Annotated in this window: 25 protein-coding genes, 1 pseudogene and 1 riboswitch; of the genes and pseudogenes, 12 read left to right on the top strand and 14 right to left on the bottom strand. The window is 62.1% G+C overall.

Annotated elements, in window-relative coordinates; all coding sequences use genetic code 11:
- Positions 1 to 19 precede the first annotated feature (19 nt).
- On the bottom strand, positions 20 to 1,939 hold the full coding sequence (locus ACMGGN_RS00750) for a DUF1302 domain-containing protein (protein WP_046784539.1): 1,920 nt from the start codon (positions 1,937 to 1,939) through the stop codon (positions 20 to 22).
- A gap of 331 nt (positions 1,940 to 2,270) precedes the next feature.
- Positions 2,271 to 3,953: a fatty acid--CoA ligase gene (locus tag ACMGGN_RS00745; RefSeq protein ID WP_046784540.1), complete on the bottom strand. Its 1,683-nt coding sequence runs from the start codon at positions 3,951 to 3,953 to the stop codon at positions 2,271 to 2,273.
- Positions 3,954 to 4,113: 160 nt separating this feature from the next.
- On the opposite strand from ACMGGN_RS00745, the gene ACMGGN_RS00740 reads away from it, so the two are divergent.
- The 3 genes from ACMGGN_RS00740 to ACMGGN_RS00730 all read left to right on the top strand — a co-directional run bounded on the left by ACMGGN_RS00740 (position 4,114) and on the right by ACMGGN_RS00730 (position 6,963).
- A complete protein-coding gene (locus tag ACMGGN_RS00740; protein WP_196997040.1) occupies positions 4,114 to 5,079 on the top strand; it encodes a 2-hydroxyacid dehydrogenase in 966 nt (321 codons plus the stop codon).
- 53 nt (positions 5,080 to 5,132) lie between these two features.
- Positions 5,133 to 6,128: a class I SAM-dependent methyltransferase gene (locus ACMGGN_RS00735; protein ID WP_125923400.1), complete on the top strand. Its 996-nt coding sequence runs from the start codon at positions 5,133 to 5,135 to the stop codon at positions 6,126 to 6,128.
- Between the two features lie 42 nt (positions 6,129 to 6,170).
- Positions 6,171 to 6,290, top strand: a riboswitch (yybP-ykoY riboswitch).
- A gap of 91 nt (positions 6,291 to 6,381) precedes the next feature.
- The gene (locus tag ACMGGN_RS00730) at positions 6,382 to 6,963 is read left to right on the top strand and encodes a TMEM165/GDT1 family protein (protein ID WP_174141606.1); all 582 of its coding nucleotides are present in this window, start codon (positions 6,382 to 6,384) and stop codon (positions 6,961 to 6,963) included.
- A 79-nt stretch (positions 6,964 to 7,042) separates the two neighbouring features.
- On the opposite strand, the gene ACMGGN_RS00725 is transcribed toward ACMGGN_RS00730, so the two are convergent.
- From ACMGGN_RS00725 to ACMGGN_RS00710, 4 genes are all read right to left on the bottom strand, one after another.
- Positions 7,043 to 7,858 (bottom strand): M48 family metallopeptidase, encoded by an 816-nt coding sequence (locus ACMGGN_RS00725; protein WP_012316235.1) that lies wholly within the window; start codon positions 7,856 to 7,858, stop codon positions 7,043 to 7,045.
- A gap of 97 nt (positions 7,859 to 7,955) precedes the next feature.
- Positions 7,956 to 8,576 carry an SOS response-associated peptidase gene (locus ACMGGN_RS00720; protein WP_115273873.1) on the bottom strand — a complete coding sequence of 207 codons (621 nt, stop codon included), beginning with the start codon at positions 8,574 to 8,576 and terminating at the stop codon, positions 7,956 to 7,958.
- A 15-nt stretch (positions 8,577 to 8,591) separates the two neighbouring features.
- Positions 8,592 to 8,852, bottom strand: coding sequence for a putative signal transducing protein (locus tag ACMGGN_RS00715; RefSeq protein WP_115273872.1), 261 nt, complete (start codon positions 8,850 to 8,852; stop codon positions 8,592 to 8,594).
- Positions 8,852 to 9,037: a CPXCG motif-containing cysteine-rich protein gene (locus ACMGGN_RS00710; RefSeq protein ID WP_012316238.1), complete on the bottom strand. Its 186-nt coding sequence runs from the start codon at positions 9,035 to 9,037 to the stop codon at positions 8,852 to 8,854. Before ACMGGN_RS00710 ends, ACMGGN_RS00715 begins: the two co-directional genes overlap by 1 nt.
- Positions 9,038 to 9,159: 122 nt before the next feature.
- On the opposite strand from ACMGGN_RS00710, the gene ACMGGN_RS00705 reads away from it, so the two are divergent.
- Complete coding sequence (locus tag ACMGGN_RS00705) at positions 9,160 to 10,329, top strand: 1-acyl-sn-glycerol-3-phosphate acyltransferase (RefSeq protein ID WP_161871248.1); 1,170 nt, start codon at positions 9,160 to 9,162, stop codon at positions 10,327 to 10,329.
- A gap of 31 nt (positions 10,330 to 10,360) precedes the next feature.
- Here the strand turns inward: ACMGGN_RS00705 and ACMGGN_RS00700 are convergent, their stop codons facing one another.
- Complete coding sequence (locus ACMGGN_RS00700; protein WP_012316240.1) at positions 10,361 to 10,621, bottom strand: hypothetical protein; 261 nt, start codon at positions 10,619 to 10,621, stop codon at positions 10,361 to 10,363.
- A 160-nt stretch (positions 10,622 to 10,781) separates the two neighbouring features.
- Here ACMGGN_RS00700 and ACMGGN_RS00695 point away from each other — a divergent pair, with 160 nt between their 5' ends.
- The gene (locus ACMGGN_RS00695; protein ID WP_046784546.1) at positions 10,782 to 10,988 is read left to right on the top strand and encodes a hypothetical protein; all 207 of its coding nucleotides are present in this window, start codon (positions 10,782 to 10,784) and stop codon (positions 10,986 to 10,988) included.
- Positions 10,989 to 11,062: 74 nt separating this feature from the next.
- Here the strand turns inward: ACMGGN_RS00695 and ACMGGN_RS00690 are convergent, their stop codons facing one another.
- Positions 11,063 to 11,647: a YajG family lipoprotein gene (locus tag ACMGGN_RS00690; protein ID WP_039603065.1), complete on the bottom strand. Its 585-nt coding sequence runs from the start codon at positions 11,645 to 11,647 to the stop codon at positions 11,063 to 11,065.
- A 204-nt stretch (positions 11,648 to 11,851) separates the two neighbouring features.
- Between ACMGGN_RS00690 and ACMGGN_RS00685 the strand changes: the two genes are divergently transcribed.
- Both ACMGGN_RS00685 and mqo read left to right on the top strand, forming a co-directional pair.
- A complete protein-coding gene (locus ACMGGN_RS00685; RefSeq protein WP_046784547.1) occupies positions 11,852 to 12,085 on the top strand; it encodes a hypothetical protein in 234 nt (77 codons plus the stop codon).
- Between the two features lie 604 nt (positions 12,086 to 12,689).
- Positions 12,690 to 14,195: a malate dehydrogenase (quinone) gene (mqo, locus tag ACMGGN_RS00680; RefSeq protein ID WP_119687768.1), complete on the top strand. Its 1,506-nt coding sequence runs from the start codon at positions 12,690 to 12,692 to the stop codon at positions 14,193 to 14,195.
- 110 nt (positions 14,196 to 14,305) lie between these two features.
- Here mqo and ACMGGN_RS00675 read toward each other — a convergent pair whose 3' ends face one another.
- From ACMGGN_RS00675 to ACMGGN_RS00660, 4 genes are all read right to left on the bottom strand, one after another.
- Entirely contained in the window at positions 14,306 to 14,596 is a 291-nt protein-coding gene (locus ACMGGN_RS00675; RefSeq protein WP_046784549.1) for a PA4642 family protein, read from the bottom strand.
- Between the two features lie 67 nt (positions 14,597 to 14,663).
- On the bottom strand, positions 14,664 to 15,134 hold the full coding sequence (locus ACMGGN_RS00670; RefSeq protein WP_046784550.1) for a hypothetical protein: 471 nt from the start codon (positions 15,132 to 15,134) through the stop codon (positions 14,664 to 14,666).
- Between the two features lie 53 nt (positions 15,135 to 15,187).
- A complete protein-coding gene (locus ACMGGN_RS00665) occupies positions 15,188 to 15,661 on the bottom strand; it encodes a WbuC family cupin fold metalloprotein (RefSeq protein WP_046784551.1) in 474 nt (157 codons plus the stop codon).
- Positions 15,662 to 15,663: 2 nt separating this feature from the next.
- Positions 15,664 to 16,221, bottom strand: coding sequence for a hypoxanthine-guanine phosphoribosyltransferase (locus tag ACMGGN_RS00660; protein WP_012316248.1), 558 nt, complete (start codon positions 16,219 to 16,221; stop codon positions 15,664 to 15,666).
- Positions 16,222 to 16,381: 160 nt separating this feature from the next.
- On the opposite strand from ACMGGN_RS00660, the gene upp reads away from it, so the two are divergent.
- Complete coding sequence (gene upp, locus ACMGGN_RS00655) at positions 16,382 to 17,020, top strand: uracil phosphoribosyltransferase (protein ID WP_011532223.1); 639 nt, start codon at positions 16,382 to 16,384, stop codon at positions 17,018 to 17,020.
- Between the two features lie 2 nt (positions 17,021 to 17,022).
- Positions 17,023 to 18,276: pseudogene (locus tag ACMGGN_RS00650) on the top strand (uracil-xanthine permease family protein); the annotation flags it as partial.
- Between the two features lie 56 nt (positions 18,277 to 18,332).
- On the opposite strand, the gene hemH reads toward ACMGGN_RS00650, so the two are convergent.
- Both hemH and ACMGGN_RS00640 read right to left on the bottom strand, forming a co-directional pair.
- Positions 18,333 to 19,346: a ferrochelatase gene (hemH, locus tag ACMGGN_RS00645; RefSeq protein ID WP_046784553.1), complete on the bottom strand. Its 1,014-nt coding sequence runs from the start codon at positions 19,344 to 19,346 to the stop codon at positions 18,333 to 18,335.
- Between the two features lie 13 nt (positions 19,347 to 19,359).
- A complete protein-coding gene (locus tag ACMGGN_RS00640; RefSeq protein WP_251962461.1) occupies positions 19,360 to 20,265 on the bottom strand; it encodes a TIGR01777 family oxidoreductase in 906 nt (301 codons plus the stop codon).
- 186 nt (positions 20,266 to 20,451) lie between these two features.
- Between ACMGGN_RS00640 and ACMGGN_RS00635 the strand changes: the two genes are divergently transcribed.
- From ACMGGN_RS00635 to ACMGGN_RS00625, 3 genes are all read left to right on the top strand, one after another.
- Entirely contained in the window at positions 20,452 to 21,438 is a 987-nt protein-coding gene (locus ACMGGN_RS00635) for an NAD(P)/FAD-dependent oxidoreductase (protein ID WP_115273868.1), read from the top strand.
- Between the two features lie 106 nt (positions 21,439 to 21,544).
- The gene (locus ACMGGN_RS00630) at positions 21,545 to 22,513 is read left to right on the top strand and encodes a YbgA family protein (RefSeq protein ID WP_115275490.1); all 969 of its coding nucleotides are present in this window, start codon (positions 21,545 to 21,547) and stop codon (positions 22,511 to 22,513) included.
- Positions 22,503 to 23,384, top strand: coding sequence for a MerR family transcriptional regulator (locus ACMGGN_RS00625; protein WP_115273867.1), 882 nt, complete (start codon positions 22,503 to 22,505; stop codon positions 23,382 to 23,384). Before ACMGGN_RS00630 ends, ACMGGN_RS00625 begins: the two co-directional genes overlap by 11 nt.
- Positions 23,385 to 23,387 lie beyond the last annotated feature (3 nt).

Below are 23,387 nucleotides of genomic sequence, written 5' to 3'. Positions count from 1 at the left end.
TCGTCCTGGATCTGTGTGCTTAGAAGTTCACGCCGAAGCTGAGGGCGAGGAAGTCGCGATCATCCACGGTGCTGTACTTGCCGTCGAAGAAGTTGGTGTACGACAGGCTCGCGGTGTAGGTCTGCTGGTACTCGGCGTCCAGCCCGAGGCTGACTGCCTTGCGGCCTTCCTCGAAGTTGCCGCCAGGGCCCGGCGAGTAACCATCGACGTCATGCGACCAGGCTACGCTGGGGCGCAGGTTCACACCGGCAATGACGTTGTTGTAGTCCCAGATCGCACGGACGCGATAGCCCCAGGAATCAGACGTGGTATAGCCATCGTTCTCGCAGTAGCGCGATACGTTGTTGGCATCGGTGGTGCCCAGGGTGCTGCTGTTGAGCGCCTCGCACTGGCCATTGGGCAGAGGCCCCGGGCCGAACACCGGGTCACGCCCATAACGCATCTTGGATGTGCTTTCCAGGCCGCCGACGTGGGTCCAGCCGATTTCGCCGACCATGGTCAGCCGCTCTGCCCCCATCACCTGATCGAAGAAGTGGGTGAAGGTTGTCTGCAGCTGGGTGATTTCCTTGCGACGATAACCAGGCTGGTCGGCACCCGGTGTTCCCTGCAACACAGAGACATCCGGATTGAGCGGCGTCAGGCCCGAATAGAGGATATCGGTGGTATTCAACTGCACCGGAGCGTTCGGCCGGTAGCTGATCTCGCCACTCCAGGCGGTACCGGTAGGCAGTGTGGTCGAGAAGCTCAGACCATACAGACGGATGTCTTCCGGATACTCCACGTAGTAGCTGGAGTTGCCTGCGACCTGCAACGGCATAAGGCTTGGCAACAGGCTCGCCAGCGCTGCAGACGGCACACCCGCACTGACCAGCGCGCCCGCCAGGCCGCTTGTGCTGTAGTACTGGGCATCGGCACCGCGACCGCTGAAGATTGGCGCACGGCTGTGGTAGTTCATGAAGTAGCCACCGAATTCGGTATTGAGCGGCTCGTACATGTAGCGCAGGGCAACACCGAACTGACCACTGTCCCGAGCATCGCGGTCCGCGCCACGACGGACGATCACGCCCTCATCGGGGGAGCCGTAACTCACGCCGCGTGCGGCCAGAGTGGCCGCGACTGGCGCAGCCAGCGGCCCAAGCCGGCTGGCCAAGGTGTTCTGCGTGGCCAGCACGGCCAGGTTGTTGTCGCAGCCGTCGGCGATCACGTCGGGCTGGGAGAAGAATGTGCCGCAGTTGTCGACAACGGTCTGGTCCCACTCGATCTGGTAGAAAGCTTCGGTCGACAGGTTGTCGGTGAGGCTTTGCGAGACGTAGAACATGTTGACGGGGATCAGGCCTTCCTTGATTTCAGCCCCTGGCCGGCGGAACGCAGAAACGTCGATCGGGTTGACTGCGTTGATGCCGCCGCCAATGAAGGTACTCTCCCCCCAGCTCACTACCTGCTTGCCCAGACGCACCGAGCCGGGTTGATCACCGATGGCGTAGTTGTGATAGACGAACGCGTCGAGCAGTTCGGCGCCAGACGACTTGGCGCCCTCCTTACGGTTCGAATCGCTGATGTCCTTGAACTCGCGGTTCTCGTCCTTGAGTTCGAAGTCGTACCAGTACTTGCCCCGCACGAAGATGCCGGTGTCGCCATACTTCAGTTCAAGGTCGTGGATACCTTTGAAGATCTTCGAGAAGGTTTCGCCTTTCTTGAAGTTGAGGTGACCATCGTCCGAGGTTTGCGAAAGACCCTTGCCGCCGTTGTTGGCGCCGATCAGGTTGCTGTTGGGGTTGGCGGTCGACCAGCTGGCCCCGACGGAGAGCGACGAGTCGAACTGGCCTTCGATTTCCCCGATGTTGAAACTGACCGCGAAAGCAGGGCTTGCGAGCGTGGAAGCAAGGCTGACGGCCAAAGGTAGCTTGGCCCGACGCCAGAACGGGTTTGCAGATGTCATCGACGCTACTCCATGTACTTTTTTGTTATGGCAGTGAGTCCTTTCAAGAACGGCCCGTGCGACCGGTATGCAGGCTTGCGCCCGTGGCGACACGTGTTGCGCGTGTCGCCCTCCCCCATTCCTGAAAATCCCCTGGCCCCGACTATAGCCAGCAGACCAAGGTGCTTGATCCCTCTAAAGTGTGATTTGCACACCGTTGGCCAATTCGCCCTGGCGTGTTCCCAGGTTACGCACCGGCAGTGCCCAAGCATGGCCGATTTTTACCGATTGGCAAGGTGACAGCCGCTCTGGCCTGCGGGTCGTGCCCCGGGGTACACGACCCGCAACGCGGTTACAGCGTGGAAAGGAAGGCGCTGTTACTCGCCTGCCACTGGACGATGTCCTGGCGGATGCGCTTCTTGTCGAGCTTCCCGACACTGGTCTTGGGAATTTCTGTAACAACGGCGATCTGGCAGGGAATCGCCCACTTGTTGATGTGCCCTTGCTCTACAAATGGCTTGAGGTGTTCCTTCAACGCCTTGGCATCGACAGCCTGGCCGTCATGCACCACCAGCAGGGCGAACGGGCGCTCCCCCCACTGCGGGTCGGCGACCCCAACCACTGCAACCTCGCGCACTCCAGGATGCCGGCTGATCAGGTCCTCGAGGTCCAGGGAAGATATCCATTCCCCCCCAGTCTTGATCACGTCCTTGATGCGGTCGCGAATGTCTATGTAACCCATGCCGTCGAGCGTGGCGACGTCACCGGTGTGCAGCCAGCCACCCTGCCACAGCTCCTCGCTTTTCTCCGGCTCCTTGAAATAGCCCATGGTCAACCAAGGCGCACGCAGCACCAGCTCACCTTGAGTCTCGCCATCTGCCGGGAGGAAATTGCCATCGCCATCGACGATCGCAGCTTCCACCAGCGGTACCGGGACACCGGCCTTGATGCGGTAGGTCACGCGTTCGTCTTCGCTACCGGCCTGCAGCTCATCGTTCAGGTGGGCGGCAGAAATCAGCGGGCACGTTTCGGACATGCCATAGGCTGCAGTCAGCTGAATGCCCCGGGCCAGCGCCGCTTGATATAGCGAGCGGTTGAGCGCACTGCCACCGATGATGATCTTCCAGCCGCCGAAGTCCTGGCCCTGGGAGCTCGGACAATTGAGCAGCATCTGCAGGATGGTGGGTACGCAGTGCGAGAAGGTGACCTTCTCGTCCCGCCAGAGCTTGATCAGCATGTCGGGCTCGTAGCGGCCCGGGTACACCTGTTTCAGACCGAGCATGGTGGCCGCATACGGGATGCCCCAGGCATGCACGTGAAACATGGGCGTGATGGGCATGTACACATCATTGCTGCCAAGCAGGCGGACGCTGTCGATACTGCCGGTCACCGAGGCCTCGGCCAAGGTGTGCAGCACCAACTGGCGGTGGGTGAAGTAGACGCCCTTGGGGTTACCTGTGGTGCCGGTGGTGTAGAACGTGGTGGCGACCGAGTTCTCGTCGAAATCCGGGAAGTCGTAATGCGGGCTGGCCGCCGCCAGCAATTGCTCGTACTCGCCCACCAGGTTCGGCAGTTCGGCGGTCTTGTCCGGGCCATCGGTCAACAGCAGGGTCTTGTCGACCGTGGTCAACTGCCCGGCAATGGCCTGGTAAAGGCCGACAAAATCGCTGTTGACCAGCACGAAGCGGTCCTCGGCATGGTTCATGGTGTAGAGGATCTGCTCAGGCGACAGACGCACGTTGATGGTGTGCACCACCGCGCCGATCATCGGGATGGCGAACATGCATTCCAGATAACGGTGGCTGTCCCAATCCATCACCGCCACGGTGTCACCGGCCTTGACCCCGGCTTCGGTCAGCACGTTGGCCAGGCGGGCGATACGCTCGTTGAGCTGTGGATAGGTCAGCCGCAACTGGTCGCGGTAGACGATCTCGCGGGTCTTCTCATAGCGGCTGCCGGACATCAGCAGGCGTTTGATCAGCAGAGGAAAGCTGTAGGCGCCCTCGGCGGGCTTGATGATGCGGGTCTGCAGCATGGTTATCCCTTCTTGAAAAGCGAGCCGGACAAGTCTGTGTCTACTGTAGTTCGCCAATGTGACGGTCAAATCAGCCGAAGGAATGATTTGGCTGCGCGAGGTATGAGTGGCATTGTTCGGTCGATGGATCAACCCTTGCCCTGCCACTGGAGCCGTACCTATGCCCAGCCCGCGTCGCGCTGTGTTTCTCGATCATGAATCCCTGGACCTTGGTGACCTCGACCTCTCACCTTTGCAGAGCCAGTTCGACGCGTTCGAACTGTACGACGCCACCCGCCCGGATCAGGTAGCCGAGCGCCTGCAGGGCGCCATTGCGGTGATCAGCAACAAGGTCATGCTCGACGCCAACGCCCTGTCTGCCAACCCACAGCTCAAGCTGATCCTGGTCGCTGCCACCGGCACCAACAACGTCGACCTGGCTGCCGCCCGTGCCCAAGGCATCACTGTCTGTAACTGCCAGGGCTACGGCACGCCCTCGGTGGCACAGCACACCCTGGCCCTGCTGCTGGCGCTGGCCACGCGCTTGTGCGACTACAACCAGGCGGTGGCCGACGGCCAATGGGCCAAGGCCAGCCAGTTCTGCCTGCTGGACTTCCCGATCGTGGAACTGGAAGGCAAAACCCTAGGCCTGCTCGGCCATGGCGAACTCGGTGGCGCCGTCGCGCGGCTTGCTGAAGCCTTTGGCATGCGCGTGCTGAGCGGGCAGATCCCCGGGCGCCCGGCGCGCAACGATCGCCTGCCGCTGGACGAACTGCTGCCGCAGGTCGATGCCCTGACGTTGCACTGCCCCCTCAACGAACACACACGGCACATGATCGGCGCACGTGAGCTGGCATTGCTCAAGCCCGGCGCGCTGGTGGTCAATACCGCACGTGGCGGCCTGATAGACGAGCAGGCCCTGGCCGACACCCTTCGTCGCGGCCATCTGGGCGGCGCCGCCACCGACGTGCTGAGCGTCGAGCCGCCGGTCAACGGCAACCCGCTGCTGGCCGGCGACATCCCGCGCCTGCTGATCACGCCGCACAGCGCCTGGGGCGCGGTGGAATCGCGCCAGCGCATCGTCGGCCAACTCAGCGAGAACGCCCAGGCATTCTTTGCCGGCCAGCCACGCCGCGTGGTCAGCTGAGCGCAAGGGCAGGCTCTGCTACACTGCGCCACTTTTTTCAGGAGGCGTCGTCCATGGACCCGCGCAGTGAAGTTTTGCTCCGCCAGGCGGACCTGTTCCAGGGTCCACTGCTGATTGCCGGCGCCCCCGCCGATGACCTGCTCGGCCAGTTGCCAAAGGCCAATGCCTGGACCTGGCACGCGGGTGATCAGGCCATGCTCGACGCCCGCTTTGCCGGGCGCAGCCATTACGGCGTCGACGTGCCGCCGGTCGCCTTCGAGGCGGCCGTACTGTTCCTGCCCAAGTCGCGCGAACTGGCGGCCTACCTGCTAAACGCACTGGCGTCACGCCTGGACGGCGGCGAACTCTACCTGGTGGGCGAAAAGCGCGGCGGCATCGAAGGCGCGGCCAAGCATTTGCAGGCCTTGGGCAAGCCACGCAAGCTCGACAGTGCCCGACATTGCCAGCTGTGGCAGGTCACCGTGGACAACGCGCCCGAAGCCAAGCCACTGGAAAGCCTGGCCGAACGCTTCGCGCTTGAACTGGAAGACGGCCCGCTGCAAGTGGTCAGCCTGCCTGGCGTGTTCAGCCACGGCCGCCTGGACCGCGGCACAGCGTTGCTGCTCAAGCACCTGGATAACCTGCCAGTGGGCCATGTATTGGACTTTGGCTGCGGTGCCGGTGTACTCGGCGCCACAGTCAAACGCCGTTACCCACAGAGCCGGGTCACGATGCTGGACGTGGACGCCTTCGCCGTGGCGGCCAGCCGCCTGACGCTGGCCGCCAATCAGCTGGAAGGTGAAGTCATCAGTGGCGACGGTATCGATGCTGCACCCGGCGACCTGAGCCTGATCCTGAGTAACCCGCCGTTCCATACCGGTGTGCACACCAACTACCAGGCATCGGAAAACCTGCTGAAAAAATCAGGCCAACATCTGCGAAAAGGCGGCGAAATGCGCTTGGTCGCCAACAGTTTCCTGCGCTACCAGCCACTGATCGAAGGCGCTCTGGGCAACTGCCGGACCTGTGCGGAGGCAGACGGTTTTCGCATCTATCAGGCAACACGCTGATAAAAACAGGGCTTGCCCAAAGCGTTTCGGCTAGGCAGAATCCGCACCGTCCTAGGGGAGTAGTCTCCCGCAAGCACCCTGCTTGCCCGGCACGCGTCAACACACTTGGCCCACAGGCCATGGCGCGTGCGACCCACGATCTGCGCAGACAGGTCCAGGGTTTGACAAGACCTATGACACGCACACCTTACCCGGGGCGGGGAGGCTGTACGTGTCATAGCCGTGTCGACCCGCCCCCACAGGAACCCTGATGCTGGAATCGCTCCTCGTACCTACCGCGATCGTCGCGCTTGCCGAAATCGGCGACAAGACGCAATTGCTCGCGCTCATTCTGGCTGCTCGCTTCCGCAAGCCCTGGCCGATCATCGCCGGCATCATCGCCGCCACCCTGGCCAACCATGCCGCCGCCGGTGCCGTGGGCGCCTGGGTCAGCGGGTTCTTCAGCGAGTCGACGCTGCACTGGATTCTCGCCGCGAGCTTTACCGCCACGGCCCTGTGGACCCTGGTGCCGGACAAGATGGATGATGATGAAAACCCTGCGCGTCGCTTCGGCCCGTTCCTGACCACGCTGATCGCGTTCTTCCTGGCCGAGATCGGTGACAAGACCCAGGTGGCCACGGTGATGCTGGCAGCCCAGTACCCGCACCTGATCATGGTCATCATCGGTACCACGCTGGGCATGCTGATTGCGAACGTGCCGGTAGTCCTGGCGGGCAATTTCGCCGCAGAAAAGCTGCCGCTGACGCTGATTCGCCGCCTGGCCGCGACGGCCTTCATCGTACTGGCGATCGTCGCCGTCTACTCGGCAATGAAAACCAGTGGGTGGGTGGGGTGAAGCTGCAAGCTGCAAGAAAGAGCAGATGTACGCGTACTGCTCTTGCTTGTAGCTTGTAGCTTGTAGCTTGTAGCTGCTCTTACTTCTTGGCGGCCTGATACAGCGGCATGACCTTGGGAATTGCCGCCTGCAACGAGGCGATCCGGCTGTCAGAGGCCGGGTGAGTGCTCATGAACTCAGGTGGCGCACCCTCGGACGCCTTGCTCATCTTGTTCCACAAGGTGATCGCGGCGTTCGGGTCGTAGCCGGCACGCGCCGACAGTTCCAGGCCGATCAGGTCGGCTTCGTTCTCGTTGGCGCGGCTGTTGGGCAAGGTCATGGCGTAGTTCACCACTTGGTCTGCCAGCGCAATGCTGTTCTGGCCAAGGCCAAACAGCGCACCTGCGCCCTGGCGGGCCATTTCCACACCGTAAGCCTTGGACATCGCTTCGCGACTGTGTTCACGCAGCGCGTGGGCGATCTCATGCCCCACCACTGCCGCAATCTCGGCATCGGTAAGCTTGAGCTGGTCGATCAGGCCGGTGTAGACGATGATCTTGCCGCCAGGGCCGCAGTTGGCGTTGAGCTCATCGCTCTTGATCACATTGACCTCCCACTGCCACTGGGCGGCATCCGGGCGGAATTTCGGCGCCTGGGCGATCAGCCGGTCGGCAATCACCTGCACGCGCCTGGCATCGGCGCTGGACTTGTCCAGCACGCCCTTGTTCGACGCCTCGCCAAGGGTCTGCTGGTACGACTGGGCGTACATCTGGTTGACCTCATCGGTCGAGAGCATGCTGAACATGTACTGCTTGCGCTCGACGCCGACAGCACCGCCGCTGGTGGTATTGACCGCCTGGCAGCCAGCCAGCAGGATGCCAGCGCTCAAGAGGCTGACGACAAAAGACTTACGCATGAAAACACTCCCTTTTTACATGCGGGATATCCTAGGCCGAGTCGCCCATGGGCTACCAGAGCCGCAGGGAAGATTTTCTTCGCCAGTACCGGCCTCATCAGGCCGGCGTCAGGCACTCGGGCGCATCCAGCTTCGGGTCATTGACGAAATTCGCCAGCGCCCGCTCACGTAGCGTGGCCGGTGGGCTGGCGAGCAGCTCATGCAGACGCGGCAGCGGTGTGTCAGGGGCCAGCCATGCGGCCTGCCCCGCCTCATCGAGAATCAACGGCCGGCGTTGGTTCATCGCCGCCTGGGTCACCACCGCACAGCTCAGCCACACCTGGTCCTGGACCGGGTAGGCTTCCCATATGGCCGCGAAATACAACGACGAACCCTCCCCCGGCGTCAACCAGTAAGGCCGTTTGCGCACCGTGCCACGCCATTCGTAAAAACCGTTGGCTGGCATCAGGCAGCGCCGCAGACGTAACGCTTCGCGGAACATCGGTTGCTCGGCCAAGGTTTCGGCCCGGGCATGCGCGGGGGTGCGTGAGAGGTCAGTGAGCCAGGCCGGGGTCAGGCCCCAGCGCGCCTTGGCCAACTGCATCTGGCCGTCGACCTGGCGCTGGATCAGCACCGAAGCGCCGGGCGAGATATTCCATTGCGCCGGCTGGCCGGCAGGAAAGCCTGGCAGGCTTGCCAGCACCTGGGGCCAGCGAAACAGGGCATAGCGTCCACACATGGGCGATTTCAGAACCTAGCAGATCAAGGTACCGGGATAGCTCTCCGGTTCGTCGCCGACAAGCGGCTGGGCGCCATTGTACGCATCGATCAGCTGCCGTGCGTAACCTGCCTGCTCATCGGCCACGGCGAGCCCGAGCAAGCCTTGCATCGGCAACTCGCCAACACCGCCCATCAGGTCACGGCCGATCAGGTGCACCTCGATACCCTCGCTGGCCAGCATGCCAGCGAGCATTTCTGCCTCCAGCAAGGTTTCCGGTTCGTAGATCCGCCGCATCAGGCATCGTCCTCGCGTCTGACTTCGAGCATCCATTCGTCGCCGTGCACCTGCAGGATGAACACCACCGGCTGACAACATACCTGGCAGTCTTCGGTATACATCTGGTCGCCACCAGAGATGTCCACGGTGGTTTCCACGCGCTCGCCGCAATAAGGGCAATCGTAGAAGTCGGTTTCCAGCATCGCGGCCTCCGCAGTGACTTATGCGTATAATTGCCGGTCTGTTTACAGGGCCTGCGTGTGTCCGAGCCGTTTTTCGGGCCCCACCCCTACTTTATTACCCTAGCCGTTTCCAACAAGAGAGCATGATGGGCGAATTCGATGCCATCCGACCGTACGACGATGCTGAGGTCCCTGCCGTGCTGGCACGCCTGCTCAGCGACCCGGCATTCCTCGATATCCTCACCCACTTCCGCTTCCCGCGCGCAGCCGGGGCACTCGGCTGGTTGCTCAAGCCGCTGATCGCCCGCCGCCTGCGCAAGGAGTTCGCCGGGGTTACCTGCGTGTCCACATTGCAGGACAAGGTCGAATACTACGTCGACCACACCATCGAGCGCGCTACCGACGGGGTCACGTACACAGGCGTCGAGCAACTCAAATCCGGTACCGCCTATCTGTTCCTGGCCAACCACCGTGACATCGTCATGGACCCGGCCTTCGTCAACTACGCGGTGTACCACGCAGGCCTGCCGACGCCACGCATCGCCATTGGCGACAACCTGCTGCAAAAGCCGTTCGTCAGCGACATGATGCGCCTGAACAAGAGCTTCATCGTCCACCGCTCGCTCACTGGCCGGCGCGAAAAGCTCGCGGCCTACCAACTGCTCTCGGCCTACATCAACCATTCGATCCGCAACGACGGCGCTTCGATCTGGATCGCCCAGGCCGAAGGCCGTGCCAAAGATGGCGATGACCGCACCGACTCGGCCATCCTCAAGATGTTCCACATGAGCCGCAAGGATGAGCCTTTCGGTGCGGTGATCCAGGGCCTTAACCTCACTCCGGTGTCGATCAGCTACGAGTACGACCCCTGCGACCAGGCCAAGGCGCGCGAACTGTATATCCGTGCGACTACCGGCACCTATCAGAAGGCGCCAGGTGAAGACGACAACAGCATCGCCAAAGGCATCACCGGCTACAAGGGCCGGGTACACATCAACTTCGCCCCGCCGGTAACCGCGTTCTACGAGGACACCAAGCAGCTGGCGCAGGAGATCGACCGGCAGATTCTGGGTGGCTACCGACTGTTCCCGGTGCACTACCTGGCCTACGCAATGTGGGGCGAAAAGGATGAGGCACTACAGGTGCCGAGCGCCGAGAAGCTGTTCCCGGCCGAGGAGCTGGCAAAAGCCAAGGAAGAATGGCAACGCCGCCTGGACGCCTGCCCGCAGGAGCAGCGGCCATACCTGGTGTTGCAATACGCCACGCCGGTGCGCAACCAGTATCAGGTCAGGCAACAGGCGCCGGTTGCCTGACCACAGGGGCCGCTTGGCGGCCCCGCATGGTTCAGATCCAGGTACTGAACCAGGACAGCAGCAAGGCCATCGCCAGGCAGGAAAAGCCCAGAATGTAGTAATAGCGCGGCACCCGCTGGTCGAATGCATCCACCAGCCCGTCATCCACTGCCAGGCTTTCGCGGGTGATGGCCTGGCGACGCCGTGCACTGTGCAGCAGCAACCCGCCCGGGCAGGTCATCAACAATGCCAGCAGATTGATCAGCTTGGTCGGATGGGCGGCCAGAACCCCCCAAAGCACTTGCAAGGACATCACGCAACCTCGGTCAGAACGCCAGCGAAGGCCGGCATTCTACCGAAGACCGGCCCTGGCGCCCGGACTTGGCGACAAAGTGTCACTAAATTTCATCTGTCACACGCTCGTCATCAAGGCAGGCCACCCTGTCGGCCTTTTCCCGAACCGGAGCGAGTACATGCTGCACGCCGAAAACCAGGACCGCCTCTATCTCATTGCCCAGAGCGATGAACAGCAGGCGTTGATCGATGGTTTTGCCATCAATGTCCAGGACCGCCAGTGGCTGGTGTATTGCGCCCTGGGCGGGCATGCGCATGAGCATTTGCCAGAGGTGGACCTGCTGACGGGCGTGAGCGTGCTGGATTTTCATATCCAAGCGGCCTGAGGCCTTCGAAAAACCAAAAAAAACCCGCTGCCTGGCACGCAGGCAGCGGGTTTGTTCTCGGTACAGCGAAAAGCTTATTCGCCCAGCACCTGGCCGATGGTCGGGTCTTTGAACAGGCGGGTCAACGCATCGCTCAACACATCCCCCACCAGCTTGGTGTTGGTTTCCTGGTTGGGCGCCATGCCGAAGCGCTGGTCCAACGAGGCGCCGTAACGGCCGCTGTAACGGCGGTTGGCGTTCGACACATCAGCACGGAAGGTGGCGCCGATGGTAGCCTCGGTCACGTACAGGTTTTCCTTGGGCGACTGGTACTTCAATTCGGCCAGGGTCACGGTCAGTTGCGGCGCGTTGGAGGCGTTGGCCGAAGGGGTGAAGCCCAACAGGCGTACGGCCGCCTCGGCCTGAGCCTGCAGCTTGGGCACGATGTCATTGCCATTGACGCTGATGGTGCTGGTCTCGGGGTACATGCCACCACGAGTGCCCAGGGACTGCGAAGCCCGGCCGTCCACCACCTTGACCACCACCGGCTGGCCGTGGCCGACCGGGGCGAGCTGGGCGTTGAGCTTGGGTTGCGGGCTGAGTTGTTGCGGGCTGTGGGCACAACCGACCAGGCTCAGGCTGGCCACGGCAAGCAAACCGAACAACAGACGTTGCAACATGCGTGTTTCTCCAGAAAAAGCGGCAAAGGCCCACAGTATACCTAGCGGCACGCTACAAGCGGCAAGCTACAAGTAAAAGCAGACCGCACGGGGCGCAGGCGTCTTCTTGAGGCTTGCCGGTTGAAGCCAGGCCCTTCTGTCACACGCGGTTCATGGTCCTGCTGTTATCTTCGCTGCAAGCCCTAACACACAGGACTCGACACCATGGCCTCGCTCTGGACCCTGCTCTTCCAACGCCCGCGCCACAATACCTATGCACGCCTCGATGGCGACGGCAACTGCCTGGGATTCAAGCAATGCAGCCAGCCACCAGGCAGCAACGGCTGGGTGCAGGTCAAAGAAATCCAGCTTGCCTGGCTGGGCCGCCCGCTGCCCGCCAACGCCCGGGTTTGCGCCCATGCAAGCGGCCATTGGCAACGGCGCACCCTGCCCGCCTGACAAACGCTGCAATAAAAAGCACGAATAACGACCTTTCTGCCCGCGACATCGTTATAATCTCCCCCCGATTATAAGGACGTCTCCTGATCGGGCCCCGCATTTGCCGTTTGACCCCGGCACCTTCACCGCTTCGCCCACAGAGAGCCTTCCACTCAGGTCTTGCATCGGCTGTCGTGCCTGCTTTTCCGGGCCTTCGCACTGCATGAACCTGCGGGTTGCCATCGCGCAGTCCCCTTTTGAGGTTCACGTCTCCAAAAGAGCGTGAAAAAAACGGTTTTCACAACTTCACGAGAGTGTGGCGAGCAAATGAACAGTCTGGCATGTGCAATAGCGACAGATGTGTCCCGAACAGCCCTGAACAGGCGGCTGATACGCTCATTTCACATGGGTGTCTGAAACCGCTCCATAACGCACGCACGACACCTTGACCATAAGTCGAATTGCCGCACCTGTGGCAAACGGCGTTCAATAGACGAACCCGAAGACTGATTTGGCGGTGTCCGCGGAAGTTGCAAGAACTGCGAAGAGTCGGACATGGCGATCCTGGCACACCTGGGGTCCTATGCTGTCAATTAGGTAGCTGTAGATTGTGGAGACGCGTTAAATGGCGCAGAACGAATCGGTTGATGTAGTACTGGTAGGCGCGGGCATCATGAGTGCCACCCTGGCCGTACTGCTCAAGGAGCTCGACCCGACCCTGAAGCTTGAGGTCGTCGAGGCGATGGACTCCGGGGCCGCGGAAAGCTCCAACCCCTGGAACAACGCAGGCACCGGCCATGCCGGCCTGTGCGAGCTGAACTACACGCCCCAGGCCGCCGATGGCAGCATCGACATCAAGAAGGCCGTGCACATCAATGCCCAGTTCGAGGTCTCGCGCCAGTTCTGGGCTTACCTGAGCAAAAAAGGCAATTTCGGCCCTGCCCGTGCCTTCATCAACCCTGTCCCGCACCTGAGCTACGTCGAAGGTGACAAGGGTGTTTCCTTCCTCAAGAAGCGTTTCGAGCTGCTCAAGCAGCACCATGCCTTCGCCGAGATGGAATACACCGAAGACAAGGCGGTGATGAATGAGTGGATGCCGCTGATGATGCCCGGCCGCCCGGCCGACCAGCACATCGCCGCCACCCGCGTGACCAAAGGTACCGACGTCAACTTCGGCGCACTGACCAACAAGCTGCTCAAGCTGCTGGGCGACTCGCAGAATGCGCAGGTCAAGTACAGCAAGAAGGTCGTCGGCCTGCGCCGTAACGGCGCTGGCTGGACCGTCAGCATCAAGGACGTCAACAGCGGCGGCAGCCGTGAAGTGGACGCCCGCTTCGTGTTCCTCGGCGCCGGCGGCGCGGCACTGCCGCTGCTGCAACTGTCCGGCATCCCGGAGAGCAAAGGCTTCGGCGGCTTCCCGGTAAGCGGCCAGTGGCTGCGTTGCGACAACCCGGAAATCGTCAAGCAGCACCAGGCCAAGGTCTACAGCCAGGCCGCCGTTGGCGCGCCGCCGATGTCGGTGCCGCACCTGGACACCCGCGTGGTGGACGGCAAGACATCGCTGCTGTTCGGCCCGTACGCAGGCTTTACCACCAAGTTCCTCAAGCACGGCTCGGTGATGGACCTGCCACTGTCGGTGCGCATGGGCAACATCGGCCCGATGCTGGCCGTGGCCCGCGACAACATGGACCTGACCAAGTACCTGGTCAGCGAAGTGATGCAGTCGATGGAACAGCGCCTCGAGTCGCTGCGCCGCTTCTATCCGCAGGCCAAGGCTGAAGACTGGCGCCTGGAAGTGGCTGGCCAGCGCGTGCAGATCATCAAGAAGGACCCGAAAAAAGGCGGCATCCTGCAGTTCGGTACTGAGTTGGTGTCGGCACAGGACGGCAGTATCGCGGCACTGCTCGGCGCATCCCCTGGTGCGTCGGTGACCGTGTCGATCATGCTTGAACTGATCGAGCGCTGCTTCCCCGAGCAGGCCAAGGGCGCCTGGGCTGCCAAGCTCAAGGAAATCTTCCCGGCTCGCGAGAAGACCCTGGCCACCGATGCAGCCCTGTACCACAAGATCAGTGCCGACAACGATGAGGCGCTGGACCTGGTAGAGAACAGCCCGGCCAAGCACTACGCCTAACGCCCCTAGGGGTAATGCCAGTCAGGTAGGCGATCCAGGGCCGCTTTGCGGCCCTGATAACGCTAACTGACTGGCAATGCCCCTAGGGCGTTTTTTCTGGCGGGGATCTATCAGGCGCGGGCTTTATCGATGATCTCGATGTATTCAGCCGCATTGCGCTGGTCGGCGATCACTTCGACGAAGGTCTTGCCCTGTTCGTCTTTGCCGTCCAGGTCCAGCCCGGCTTCGACGAAGAACCCTACGAAGCGCTCGAAATCGTCGACACGCAGGCCGCGGTAAGCCTTGATCAGCTTGTGCTGAGAAGGCGAAGTCACACCATCTGCAGGCTCAAACTGGAGAAACGACTTGATGTAGTCGTCGCTGATTTCGTCACCAATCACCTGCTTCTTGTCTTTGCGCATTGCCGGCTCCAACTGGACCATCACGAATTTCGAAGGCCGGCAGTTTACCCCCCACACGCGGCACGCCTCAACGCGTACGTACGGTACCTGTGTGCAAGTCGGCCCAGACATGGCCGTTGGAGTAGGTCAGAAACTGCACATACAGCGTCTCGTTGCGCAGCAGGTCCATGATCACGCGGTAGTCGCTGACCGGGTAGTTCAGGCTCAACGTGCGGGTCTTGTCGTCATACACAGGCTTTTTCAGGCTCTTGCCCGCCTCGCCATCGAAGGTGAGCAACACCTGGCTGATCGTCGCACCTTTACTCAACGGCTTGCCTTTGAGGCGCATCTGCAAGGAGGCGGTGATCGGAATTGGCTGTTGATCAGATGGGCGCTGCGCCCCAACCACTACCGAGTAGTCGGTTACCTGCAACAGTTGCTGGCCTGTCGGCGCTTCCTGGCGCAGAGCCTGGTCATCGGGCGGGAGAAACTGGCTGTGCAGCGGTGCGGCGGCAAGAGGCAGGCTGACTGCCAGCAACAGGGGAACGATCGCTCGCATGTAAGGCTCCTTGGCATGAAGGAGCACTCTAGCATGCTGCACAACGGGGGCTGTCAATCGAACTGCGCGAGCATCCAGGCATGATACCGGGCAACACCCTCTTCGCCTTCACGCGGCGCCCAAGGGGCATGCTCGCCGTCGGCCAACTGCCGGTACGGGCCGGCTTTGCATTCGAACAGAATGCTGTCTGCCTCGAGCACCACCAGGGAATGGAAGAGGCCGGGGCGCAGGTCCACGCCAAGGCACTCGCCACCGGCTTCAAGGACGCGCTTGTCGATCACTGCGCCCTGCTCATCGAACATGAGCAGCCCCAAGCGGCCTTTGAGCGCCAACAAAGTCTCGGCCTTGTCCTCGCTCAGGTGCCGGTGAGGCGCAATATAGGTGGACGGCTGCAAGCCCACTGCCAAACGGTGACAGGGGTCTTGCATCTCATGGAAATTGTGATGGTAGCGACCACGCGGTGCGTCGGCGGCTTTCTGCGCCAGCCCGGCAAACAACGCTTGGTCGATGAAAGCAGGCTGGCTCATGATCAAAGTCCCTTGACGGCGAAGATGCCGTTCGCGTTACGCCAGTAACCCTTATAGTCCATGCCGTAACCAAAGATATAGCGATCGATGCAAGGCAGGCCGACGTAGCTGGCCTTGAGGTCCGGGCTGGCCTTGCGGTCATGGTCTTTGTCGATCAGCACCGCAGTGTGCACCGAGCGGGCGCCGGCATGTTTGCAGAACTCGATGATGGCGCTGAGGGTGTGACCCTCGTCGAGGATATCGTCGACGATCAGCACGTCGCGGTCGATGAACGACACTTCAGGCTTGGCCTTCCAGAACAGCTCACCGCCACTGGTCTGGTTGCGGTAGCGCGTGGCATGCAGGTACGAGGCCTCCAGCGGGAACTGCAGGTGGGTCAGCAGCTTGCCAGCGAAGATCAGACCGCCGTTCATCACACAGAACACCACCGGGTTCTTGTCGTGCAGGTCCTTGCAGATCTGCTCGCCAACCTTGGCAATGGCCGCTTCGACTTCGGCTTCGTTGTAAAGGCAGTCTGCCTCGCGCATGACTTGACGGATGTGCTCGAGATCAGCGGACATTGCGCTCTCCAGGGGGGATTTTGGAAAAGCGGGCAAAGGTACGCATCCGCTCGTCACAGATCAAGCATTTATGGACTAACGTGCAAAAGGACTGCACGACAGCAAAGGCTGAATAGATTAATCTAGCGCGGTTTTTTTGCCCGCCTTTCGGAGCCCCCCTATGCCCACTCGTGAGATCCGCCACCCGCTGATCCGCCACAAGCTCGGCCTCATGCGCCGTGCCGACATCAGCACCAAGAACTTTCGCGAACTCGCCCAGGAAGTCGGCGCGCTACTGACCTACGAAGCCACCCAGGACCTGCCACTGGAAACCTACGAGATCGATGGCTGGTGTGGCAAGGTGCAAGTTGAAAAAATCGCTGGCAAGAAGATCACCGTGGTACCGATCCTGCGCGCCGGCATCGGCATGCTTGACGGCGTGCTCAGCCTGATCCCGGGCGCGAAGGTCAGTGCCGTGGGTGTCGCACGCAACGAGGAGACCCTCGAAGCACACACCTACCTGGAAAAGCTCGCCCCGGACATCAACCAGCGCCTGGCGCTGATCATCGACCCGATGCTTGCCACCGGCGGCTCGATGGTCGCCACCATCGACCTGCTGAAGAAGGCAGGCTGCAAGGAAATCCGCGCCATGGTGCTGGTTGCAGCGCCTGAAGGCATCGAAGTGGTGGAGAAAGCCCACCCGGACGTCCAGATCTACACCGCCTCGATCGACCAGCGCCTCAACGAACACGGCTATATCGTTCCGGGCCTGGGCGACGCCGGTGACAAGATCTTCGGCACCAAGCAGAAGGACGCCTGACCATGCAGGACGGCTTCAACGACCCGCTATGGCGCCAGGTCGTTTCGGGCGCGCAGATGCTCTTCGTGGCATTTGGCGCGCTGGTGCTGATGCCGCTGATCACCGGCCTGGACCCTAACGTCGCGCTGTTCACCGCGGGTATCGGCACCCTGCTGTTCCAGCTGGTCACCGGCCGTCAGGTCCCGGTATTCCTGGCCTCGAGCTTTGCCTTCATTACTCCGATCATCCTCGCCAAAGGCCAGTTCGGCCTGGCCGAGACCATGGGCGGCGTGATGGCCGCAGGCTTCGTGTACACCTTCATGGGCCTGATGGTGAAGATCAAAGGCACCGGCTTCATCGACCGCATGCTGCCACCCGTGGTGATCGGCCCGGTGATCATCTCCATCGGCCTGGCCATGGCACCGATCGCGGCCAACATGGCCATGGGCAAGGGCGGTGACGGCGCGGTACTGATGCCGTACAAGACCGCCATGCTGATTTCCATGCCGGCGTTGCTCACCACCCTGATCGTCGCGGTATTTGGCAAAGGCATCTTCCGCCTGGTGCCGATCATTTCCGGGGTGCTGGTAGGGTTTGCCCTGGCGTTCGCCTTTGGCGTGGTCGATACCGCCAAGATTGCCGCCGCGCCTTGGCTTGAGATCCCTAATTTCACCGCACCAGCGTTCAACTGGCAGGCCATCCTGTTCATCGTACCGGTCGCCCTGGCCCCGGCGATCGAACATATCGGCGGGGTGATCGCAGTCGGCAGCGTGACCGGCCGCGACTACCTAAAGAAGCCTGGCCTGCACCGCACCCTGCTGGGTGACGGCCTGGCCACCACGGCAGCCGGCCTGTTCGGCGGCCCGCCCAATACCACGTATGCCGAAGTGACCGGCGCCGTGATGCTGACCAAGAACTACAACCCGAAGATCATGACCTGGGCGGCGGTCTTTGCCATCACCCTGGCCTTCATCGGCAAGTTCGGTGCGTTGCTGCAGAGCATCCCGGTGCCGGTGATGGGCGGCATCCTCTGCCTGCTGTTCGGTTCGATCGCGGCGGTGGGCATGAACACCATGATCCGCCACAAGATCGACCTGGGCGAAGCTCGCAACCTGGTGATCGTGTCGGTGACCCTGGTGTTCGGTATCGGCGGCGTGCTGATCGGCAGCGGCGACGGCCCTGATGATTGGGGCCTGAAGGGCATCGCCCTGTGCGCTATCGTGGCCATTGCCCTGAACCTGATCCTGCCGGGCAACGATGGCTGGAAAAAGAGAAGCTGGACCTGTAGGAGCGGCCTTGCGTCGCGAAAGGGCCGCAAAGCGGCCCCTTCAATTCAAGCCTTTTCACACATCCGCGCCAGCACCCTCACCCACTCCGGGTGATCATTCAGGCACGGCACCAGCACCAACTCTTCGCCCCCTGCCTCGATGAACTGCTCCTTGCCGCGATCGCCAATTTCCTCCAGCGTCTCGATGCAATCGGCCACGAATGCCGGGCACATCACCAGCAGCTTCTTCGCCCCGGCCTTGGCCAGTTCATCCAGACGCGTCTCGGTATAGGGTTCGATCCACTTGTCTCGGCCTAACCGCGACTGGAACGAGACAGACCACTTGCCGTCCGGGATGCCCATCCTGGTGGCGAACGCCTTGGCCGACGCCAGGCACTGCCCCCGGTAGCACACCGCCCGCACTTCGGCACTGGCGTCCTTGCAGCAGTCCGCTGCCCGCAAATCATGCTTGCTACCAGGCATGAGCTTCTTCAGGTGCCGCTCCGGCAAGCCATGGAAGCTCAACAACAGGTGGTCGTAGTCCTGCTCAAGATAGGGCCGTGCACTGGCCACCAGGGCATCGATGTATTCAGGGTGGTCGTAGAACGGTTGCAGCACACGCAACTGCAAAGGCAAGGCGCGTTCGGCGACAGTCTGGTTGGCCAGTGCCACTACCGTAGTCACCGTGCTGTCAGCGAATTGTGGATAAAGCGGCGCCAGTGTCACCTTGCGCACACCTTGAGCGGCGAGGCGCTCAAGCACCTGCGCCAGTGCTGGCTCGCCATAGCGCATGGCGATTTCCACCGGACCATGGGGCCAGTGCTCGACCATCGCGGCCTGCAGGCGACGCGTCAACACCACCAAGGGTGAGCCTTCGTCCCACCAGATCGAGGCATAGGCATGGGCAGACTGTTCTGGGCGCTTGATCAGGATCAGCGACACCAGCAAGCGCCGCACCGGCCATGGCAGGTCGACCACGTAAGGGTCCATCAGGAACTGGTTGAGGTAGCGGCGTACATCGGCTACCGAGGTGGAAGCCGGAGAACCCAGGTTGACCAGCAACAGAGCGTGATCGGTCATGCAGCGTCCTATGTCAGAGGCGCCTGGACAGGTTGTCCAGGGCCGATTGCAGATCGTTGTAACGGAACGTGAAGCCCGCGGCCAGCAAACGCACAGGGCGTGCCCGCTGCCCACCAAGCAACAACGTCGACAGCTCTCCGAGGCCCGCCTTCAGCAGCAGGCCAGGCACCGGCAGCAGCGCCGGCCGGTGCAGCGCCCGGCCCAGGCGCCGGGCGAATTCGCGGTTACGCACAGGCTCTGGCGCGCAGGCATTATAAGGACCGCTGGCGTCCTTGTGCCGCAAGAGAAAATCTATCAGGGCGACCTGGTCGTCTATATGCACCCAAGGCATCCATTGCCGCCCATTGCCCAGCGGGCCGCCCAGCCCCAGCTTGAACGGCAGGCGCAGGCGCGACAGGAAACCGCCATCGCTGGCCAGCACCAGCCCCGTGCGCACCAACACCACGCGCAGCCCAAGGGCCTGCGCACGTTGCGCTGTTTCCTCCCAGGCAATGCACAGCTGGCTGGCGAAATCCTCGCGCACCGGCGGCGATACCTCGGTCAATTCACGCTCACCGCCATCGCCATACCAGCCCACCGCAGAACCCGAAATCAGCACTTCGGGACGTTGCTCACGGGTACCGAGCCAGCCCAGCAATTGCTCGGTAAGGCTGATACGGCTGGCCCAAAGCACATTGCGCCGGGCGGCGGTCCAGGGCCGGTCGGCAATCGGCGCGCCAGCCAGGTTGATCACGGCGTCCACCTGCTCGTCAGCGGCCAGTTCCTCCAGCTGGGCAATCCCGCGCACCCCGCTGCCACAGAGGCGCGCAACCTGATCAGGGCGCCGGCTCCACACGGTCAGGCGATGACCCTGGGCGAGCCAGAACGGGCAAAGATGCTGGCCGATCAAGCCAGTGCCGCCTGTCAGCAATATATGCATGGCTGTGTCCTCACAGAGTGCGGCGATGGTCTATTTTTACAACAAGGCACTTTTTTAACCCAACGCTCTCAGATAAACATAGGCCAACCTGCCCTATGAAGCGGAATAACCTTATACAAATTTTAAGTATTGTACAGGTTTGCCTGACAGCGTAGTCTGCTTACAGCACGGTTCGAAGAGGCCATCATGACAGTACCTATTGCCATCATCGGTGCCGGTATCGCCGGCCTTTCCGCTGCCCAGGCCCTGCAAAAGGCCGGGCAGTCCGTTCACCTGTTCGACAAAGGCCACGGCAGTGGCGGGCGCATGGCCAGCAAACGCAGCGAGGCCGGTGCGCTAGATCTTGGTGCCCAATACTTCACTGCGCGCGACCGTCGCTTCGTCGAGCAGGTGCAGCAATGGGTAGCCGCCGGCTGGGCCGAACAATGGAAGCCGCAGCTGTACAACTACCGTGACGGCGAACTGACGCCCTCGCCCGACGAGCAGACGCGCTGGGTCGGCGTGCCGCGCATGAGCGCGATCACCCGCGGCATGCTCAAGGACGTCACGGTGAACTTCGGCTGCCGCATTGCCGAAGTGTTTCGCGGCAAGCAGTACTGGCACCTTCAGGATACCGAAGGCTGCAGCCATGGCCCATTCAGCCGCGTTGTGATCGCCGTCCCCGCGCCCCAGGCCACGCCGCTACTGGCGGCCACCCCAAAACTTGCCGCCGTGGCAGCGGGCGTGGTGATGGAGCCTACATGGGCCGTTGCTCTGGCCTTTCAGACACCGCTGGACACACCGATGCAGGGCTGCTTCGTGCAGGACAACCCGCTCGACTGGTTGGCACGCAACCGCAGCAAGCCAGGCCGCGATGAGCAGCTCGATACCTGGGTACTGCATGCCACTTCCACGTGGAGCAAGCAGCATATCGACCTGGCCAAGGAAGAAGTGATCGAGCAGCTGTGGGGAGAGTTCGCCGAATTGGTCGGCTGCGTGGTGCCTGCAGCGTCCTTCTCCGTGGCACATCGCTGGTTGTATGCACGGCCGGCCGGCAGTCACGAATGGGGCGCGCTGGCCGATGCCGACCAAGGGCTCTATGCCTGTGGCGACTGGTGCCTGTCGGGCCGCGTGGAAGGCGCCTGGCTCAGCGGTCAGGAGGCGGCACGACGCCTGCTGGAGCATCTCGACTAAACAAAACTGCAAAACTATACAAAAATACTAGTTTGCATAAGTTTGTGGCTGTGCTGGAATAACCTTGTACACGCGCGAATCAATGTACAAGTTTTCGGAGACAGCCATGCACGATCCATCCGCCCACAGTAAGCCCCGCATTGCCATCAGCTCATGCCTGACAGGCCACAGTGTGCGTTACAACGGCGGGCACAAGTCGTCCGATCTGTGCCGCACCCAGCTGGAAGAACACTTCGACTGGCTACCGGTCTGCCCCGAAGTCGCCATCGGCCTTGGGGTGCCCCGCGACCCGATCCGGCTGGTCGGTGACCCCGAACACCCGGCCGTGGTCGGGACACGCAACCCTGGCATGGACGTCACCGGCCCGCTCGCCAGTTACGGCGAACAGATGGCCGCCGAGCTTGACGATATCTGTGGCTACATTTTCATGCAGAAGTCGCCGTCCTGCGGGCTGGAGCGGGTCAAGGTCTACCAGGATAACGGTCACCCGGCAGTACAGGGTGGCAGAGGTGCCTACGCAGCGGCTTTCTGTGCCCGTCGCCCGGACCTGCCGGTCGAGGAAGAGGGGCGCCTGCACGACCCGGTATTGCGCGAGAACTTCATCAGCCGCGTCTACGCCTACGCGGACTGGCAGCGCCTGCTGGCCGAGGGTTTGAGCCGTGGCGCACTGGTGCGCTTCCATTCACGCTACAAGTACCTGCTCATGGCCAACAACCCGCAGGCTTACCGACAGCTTGGGCGCCTGCTTGGCAGCATGAGCCGGGACGATGACCCTCAGGTGATCGGGCCCCGCTATTTCAGCCAGTTGATGCAGGCGCTGCGTCGCTGCGCCAGCCGCGGCACCCATGGCAACGTACTGCAGCACCTCAGTGGCTACTTCAAGGACGCGCTGACGCAGCAGGACAAGGCCGAGCTGCAACACATCATCGACCAATACCAGCAAGGGGTCGTACCGCTGGTAGTTCCGCTGACCTTGCTCAAACACCATTTGCGCAAGCACCCTGACCCCTACCTGCAGCAACAGACCTACTTACAGCCGCACCCCGACAGCCTGGGGCTGCGCAATGCAGTCTGAAGCGCCCATGCCCATCGGTGAACTGGCACGCCGCACCGGTGTGAATCCGGTAACCCTGCGCGCCTGGGAGCGGCGCTACGGGCTGCTGAAGCCGCAACGTACCGCCAAAGGCCACCGCTTGTATGGCCGCGACCAGGTCGAACGCGTCGAAGCGATCCTGGCCTGGCTGGAACGGGGCGCATCGGTCGGCCAGGTGCGCGAGCTGCTCGACAAGCCACCCGGCGTCGCTCCCCAAGGCGACTGGCAAACCCGCCAGCAACAGTTGATAGAGGCCATCGCCAACCTGTCCCAGCGCAGCCTCGACCAGCAACTCAATCAAGCCATGGCGCTGTATCCGGCCATCACCCTGTGCGAGAAATTGCTGCTGCCATTGCTCGATAGCCTGGGGCAACGTTGGTGCAATTACTTCAATGCCAGGCTCGAACAGGTGTTCTTCCACACTTGGCTGCGCAGCAAGCTGGGCGCACGGGTCTATCACGACAATCAATCACTGCACGGCCCGGCCGTGTTGCTGGCCGAAGACAGTGATCACGCCTTCGACCCCAGCCTTTGGCTGTATGCCTGGCTGCTGAGCAGCAGCGGCATCCCTGTCGAAGTGCTTGAAAACCCCGTGAGCGGAGTGGAGTTGCAACGTGCCGTCACCGCCCTGCAACCTCGCGCCCTGCTGCTGCACCTGGGCCCGCGCATCGATGGCCGGGCCCTGCTGCGTACCCTGCAGGGGATAGCAGGCACCAAGCTGCTGGGCGGCGCCACGATTTCCCTCCACCAAGCTCAACTGCACGGCTACGGTCTGCCCGAGCTTTTCCTGTTCGATACCCCGCAGGCGGCATTGCGCACGCTGCAAGGCAATGACCGCCCGCCTGTAGAGTAGATG

The sequence above is a fragment of the Pseudomonas sp. BNK-30 genome, assembly GCF_047456185.1.
Taxonomy (GTDB): domain Bacteria; phylum Pseudomonadota; class Gammaproteobacteria; order Pseudomonadales; family Pseudomonadaceae; genus Aquipseudomonas; species Aquipseudomonas putida_E.
Note: the sequence above shows the minus strand (reverse complement) of the source record. Positions and strands in the feature narration are given on the sequence as shown.